The sequence below is a fragment of the Bradyrhizobium retamae genome (genome assembly GCF_001440415.1).
Lineage (GTDB): Bacteria > Pseudomonadota > Alphaproteobacteria > Rhizobiales > Xanthobacteraceae > Bradyrhizobium > Bradyrhizobium retamae.
This window is the reverse complement of sequence record NZ_LLYA01000033.1, coordinates 1-5252: the sequence shown is the minus strand read 5'-3', so window position 1 is coordinate 5252 and position 5252 is coordinate 1. Positions and strand designations below refer to the sequence as shown.

Annotated in this window: 2 protein-coding genes and 2 pseudogenes; all 4 read left to right on the top strand. The window is 56.0% G+C overall.

Going from position 1 to position 5252, the window contains the following annotated elements:
• Positions 1 to 228: 228 nt before the first annotated feature.
• A pseudogene (locus tag CQ13_RS06255) lies at positions 229 to 387 on the top strand (IS5/IS1182 family transposase); the annotation flags it as partial.
• Positions 388 to 1000: 613 nt separating this feature from the next.
• The gene (locus tag CQ13_RS40120; protein WP_197427260.1) at positions 1001 to 2320 is read left to right on the top strand and encodes a coproporphyrinogen-III oxidase family protein; all 1320 of its coding nucleotides are present in this window, start codon (positions 1001 to 1003) and stop codon (positions 2318 to 2320) included.
• An 8-nt stretch (positions 2321 to 2328) separates the two neighbouring features.
• On the top strand, positions 2329 to 3282 hold the full coding sequence (locus CQ13_RS06240; protein WP_082637342.1) for a class I SAM-dependent methyltransferase: 954 nt from the start codon (positions 2329 to 2331) through the stop codon (positions 3280 to 3282).
• A gap of 950 nt (positions 3283 to 4232) precedes the next feature.
• Positions 4233 to 5252: pseudogene (locus tag CQ13_RS06235) on the top strand (transcription-repair coupling factor); the annotation flags it as partial.

The window sequence follows — 5252 nt, the reverse complement described above, 5'->3', positions numbered from 1 at the left end:
GCCTGTAATCATGCAATAGCCAACCTCTGCAAGGCGGCCGCCCTCGGATGCGTACCCTTGAGGATAGGCGTATGCCTATCCGTATCGCTATCCTTACGACTATCCTTAAACATGGCGAGACCTCGTGATGATTCAGTCCACGAGATCTTCCTAACCCACCAAATCAGCCCTCAGCGCGTGGTCCCTGGATGACGCTCACCAATGATTGAGCGCACCGAAGAGCGCCTTGAGCTCTGTCCTGAGCGCCTAGCCGCCGATAGTGCCTATGGCTCGGCGGAGATGCTGGGATGGCTAGTCAACGAGCGGGCGATTGAGCCGCACATTCCGGTGTTCGACAAGTCGGCCCGCGCCGATGGGACGTTCTCGCGGGAAGACTTCGCCTACAATCAACTGATAACGCGAGCCCGACTTCCGGTTGCAGCTCTTGCGACGTGACTTGCGTTGCTCTCAGTTGCCCGGTTTGTCGCGTCTGCGACACATGATATTCGCCCGCCGGGCTGCCGTGCTGGCAGTTAAGTTGTTGATTAAAATGTAGGACGCCTTTCGGAGGCTCTTCCCCCGCAGTTGGCACGAATCTTGAGTGTCTCTCGTTGCCCGGCGGCAGGAGCTGCCGACCGGCATCACTGGTTAATCCTCTCATTGAGAAGGAGCAAAAATGAAGACCGATTACGGTGTGACCGAATTAACTGCTGAAGAAACATCTGCAAGTTTGGGAGGCTGGCTTGGCTGTTCATAGGAGCACTTAGCGGAATTCTCGGGGGTGGTAGCCGCTGTAGCTATATTTGAGGGCGGTTGGTTTCTTACACATAAGCCGCACGGCTAGACCTGAAGAACATAAGTGACGAAAACGCCGTGCTTTCTGCGGACTAGCTTCTATCGAAACTGCTGATCACCACAAGGCATGAACTTGTGGCTCGGCGAACGACGGCGTTCAGGCATTCACCGGCTTTGGCAATCAACGGGTTAGGTCATGGATTGTCTGGAATTTCTTCGAACAACTATGGCGAAAAAGGAGCTGCCAACCTACGTCTATGGTTATCCTTCCAAGCGAGCGTATCGGGCTTTTCCGCAGCCACTCCGCGTAACTGATGTCGTTGAGCAGGCTAGCCGTGCTAAGCAAATCAACATCTATGTCCATATCCCGTTCTGCCGCTATCGCTGCACTTACTGCACGCTCTTTCTTACAATGCGCCAAAAACCGGCGGAGGGGGAGTCTTATGTTGTTCGACTGGCAGAGCACATCGCGCGATATGGAGAATACTTCGGAGATCGAGAGGTTGTAAGTATCTATTTCGGCGGCGGCACGCCGACCCTGCTGACTCAGCATCAATTCGGCGAGCTTTTCGCCGCCCTCGACGCTGCATTTCCAAAACGAAGCCGGAAATGTGAGATTACGGTCGAGAGCGCGCCAGACACTTTCGAAAACAACCTTCTGGATTGCTTGAAGGCTCTTGGCGTCAACCGAATGAGCATGGGCATCCAAAGCATGGTACCCGGCGAGCTTGCGCACTCTGGTAGACCATATTCGGTCGAGACTGCAGAAGCGGGAATCAAAGCGCTGATGGAACGTTTTTCCCACGTCAATCTTGATCTGATCTACGGCCTGCGTGGTCAAACCCGTGACTCCTGGATCTTCTCGCTTGGCCGCGCGCTCGACTATGAGCCGCAGACACTCTCCCTTTACCCCGTTGTTGTTCGTCGGATGACAAACATCATGACCTCGAAAGCGCACAATCCTGAATTATTCTTCTCTGAAGCGGAAAAGTATGAGGTCTACGACCAGAACGTTGCTCTGATGGCGTCCAAAGGCTACCGTCAGGAATCCTTCACGCGTTTTACCAAGATCGCTGGCGGCCGAGCCTACCGGCAGGAGGCCTCGGATTTCAAGGGAACGCCCCTGCTAGGGTTGGGAGTTGGCGCCAGAAGTTATTTCGGGCGATATCACTATGGCACGGACAACATCGACTGGAGTGCGGCTTCGCCCATCATCAACGCTTTCTCGGCTCGCCCCTTCGATCCTGATGCAATAGCATCGCACGGAATCGAACTGACGCCGGAAGATCTCGCGCGTCGCTACGTCCTGCTTGGCCTCACGTTGTCCGCACTGAGCAGAAAGGATTACGCTTCAGTATTCGGACGCGAACTGGCGGCCGATTTCAGCGAAGAGCTCAAGGCGCTCGAATGTCTGCAACTCGTCGACTTGGCAGACGGTGATACTTATCAACTGACTCACGCGGGATTCAAATATTCGAGCATTATGGCGCGAATATTTTACACGGGCACGATGGTGGCCCTCGAAGAGCAATATCAGGCAGCGTGAGGTGCAGTATGCAAGAGGTGGTGAAGCATTCACCCTTATGGTGGGATTCGGGCTACGCCGACCCCAACGTATCGTGTATGGGTGGTCCCAGCCCCGAAATCCTCGAGATAGCACCAGCTCTCCGCGCGAAGAGCGTGGTTGTCGAGCTGGGTTGCGGCGAGGGGCGCAATGCCCTCTATTTGGCCCATTTTGATCATCAGGTGATCGCAACTGACATGTCCGAAGCCGCCATCTCCAAGCTGAACCGGCTGGCAGGCGATCTTGGCGTGAATATAACGAGCGGTTTGGCTCGTGTTGAAGACTTCCAGCCGCCTGCTTACCTCGACGTCTTTATAGCGCATTCCGTATTGCATTTCACGGAACGGACCGTCTGGAAACCGCTCGTCACGACCTTAATCGATCGGACGCGGCCTGGAGGATTTCATTGCTTCACCAACACGATCGATCGACCAGACCATCCTATTCCTAAGGAGGGGTTGGCATCTGGTCACAAGAAGTCGTTCTCGCGCGGAGAGCTGGAGGCCATCTATACAGAAGCCGGCTGGGACATCTTGCGCTCCGATCATTACATTAAATGGGACTCGCACCCTGGCATTCCAATCCATTCACACTGCATCGAGAAAGTTGTGGTTCGTAAGCCAATTGGATCTGAAGATCTCCCGCGAATGAGAGCTGAGCCCATCCAGGCCGCCGGGATGATTCCTGCCAAACAGTTTGATACTTTGAAACTGGGCACACCACGCGATGCCATAATTGAAATGCTCGGCTCGCCGCCAGCCAGCCATGGCGTGACGACTACCCGGAAGACAGTTGGCGGCAACAATCAAGAGGCCATAGCGGACGGCTACGTACGTGAGGATATGATATATGGCGATCACGGCCTCCAGTTCGTCAATGGGACGCTTACCGGCAAATATCGATACTTCACGCCCCCGAAGCGCTTGCGCATTCGAAATGAGTGATGCTCGAACGGTTTCTCATTGGCTGCCTTGGCCGCCGAAAAGGGTCTCGGGTCACGTCACCACCGTCACAAACGTCGCGAGGGACATCTGAAGACCAAGATTGGCTGCGAGACGTCGCCAACGAAGTGGAGTTCAAGGCGGAGCCATATGCGTCTATGGCCTTGGCGAAGAAGGTGTCCAGGCGTTCACCGACTTCAGCATCGAACGCCTCATCGAGCTCATCCAAATTTATGAAAGAAAATCCGGAGTTGCTTAAGCGCTCGCCATCAGAATAATCCAATCGGGCCCGCGGCCTGCGCCGGATGCGTACAAAGCGAACGCCGTTAGGGATATAAAGCTGGCGGCCTCGCCGTTTACGACATTTCCCAACGGATCGCTGCGTAGCTCCGCGGACGGATATTTGTACCGGTGTACGCTAGCAGCGTGCGCCGCTGACAACTGAAGAATGAAACTGTCCGGACCTTCTTTCTAAAAGTTCGAACGCTTCTCTTTCCTTTCAGATCCCGTACTCAATAGCTTCTGACCGCTCCAGAACGTGATCTCCACGTGCGCCAGATCATGGATGAGGGCAAAGTACTACTGGTGAACCTGCCATGTCGATGATGGGCCGGAAAGGCGAACCGAAACACCCCGATGTTGAAGACCACGATCTGTCGGGCGGAGAGGAGGGGACGATCGAGACGCCCTCCGCTCCCAAGCGATGTTTCACGGGATGATTAGATTGGAACGTGCCTCCGCGCCGAAATTCGCTTATGTACTCAGCCTCGGGTCGTAGCTCCCACATCAGAGCGGGCCTGTTCGAAGCAACACTCGCTATCAGCGTGAGCTGGTCGCGAATCAACGACGGGTTTAACGTGGGCCGTTCTAAAAAGGCGCAGGTTGCCAGCAGGGCAACGAAGCGAAAGAATTCTTCATCGCGGACCGCAATCTCTTCTTCATCGCCCCTAGGCATGGTGGCCCTCCACCTGCTCCTACAGTGGAGGAAGTCTGGCCGCAATGGCGTCGTCTTTCTTGCTGAACACGAGAATAAAGCCGAGCGGCTGGGTGCCATCATTCATGCCCTTGATGCTTCGTGCGATGTGCTTGTTTTTCCAAGACTCAATACGCTGCCGTTGGATCAGCTCGAGCCGTCGCACGAAATCGCAGGCAGACGAACTTCGGTCTTGCGGCGCCTTGCCAAGCCTGAGAAGCCGATTCTGCTCGTGTCCACGGCAGAGGCCGTGATGGAGCGCCTGCCCATGCCGGCGAGTTGGTCCCGCGTAATCCTCCGTTTGAAAGTGAGCGCCGCGTTCTCTGAACAAGATCTCCGGGCGCGGCTTGAGGCCCTCGGATACGACCTCGATGACGAGGCGGACTATCCCGGCGGCGTGCTGTTTCACGGGAAGACATTCGAGATTTTTCCCGCCGGCGCGCTCGGTCCGTTCAGAGTAGAGCATTCCGGCGGGGTGATACGTCGGATCGTGGCGTTCGACCCGATAGAACATGACATCGTTTTTGAGACGAAAGAGCTTCTCATCGACCCGATGTCGGAGCGGCTGGCGTTCGGGAACATACGCGGAAGGCGCTCGACCCTATTCGACTATTGTGGTCGATCCAAGTGGATCGCGGATGCCGGCGTTTCAGCGCACGCTGACAACTGGCTCAGCACGATCGAGGAGGCGGCGGGTCGCACGGACAGAGACCGAGAATACCTCGGGAGACGCGAATGGAAGCAGGCGACCAGGCGTATGAACGTGCTGTCGCAAAAGGCATCTTTCGTTCCCACACCGGACTTTTCGCAGGTCGCATCACCCAGAAAGGCGCTCCGCGCATTCGTGGACGAGACGCGACGGGCTGGTTCGCGACTGGTTTTCATCGCAGCACAGGAGGACGACCTGCGCGTGATCGAGCGGATGAGCGGGCTCAAGATGGAGCGCTTTGCGGATTGGAACGAGGCGACGGCCGGACGCAACCGTGAGGCGGCGCTTCTG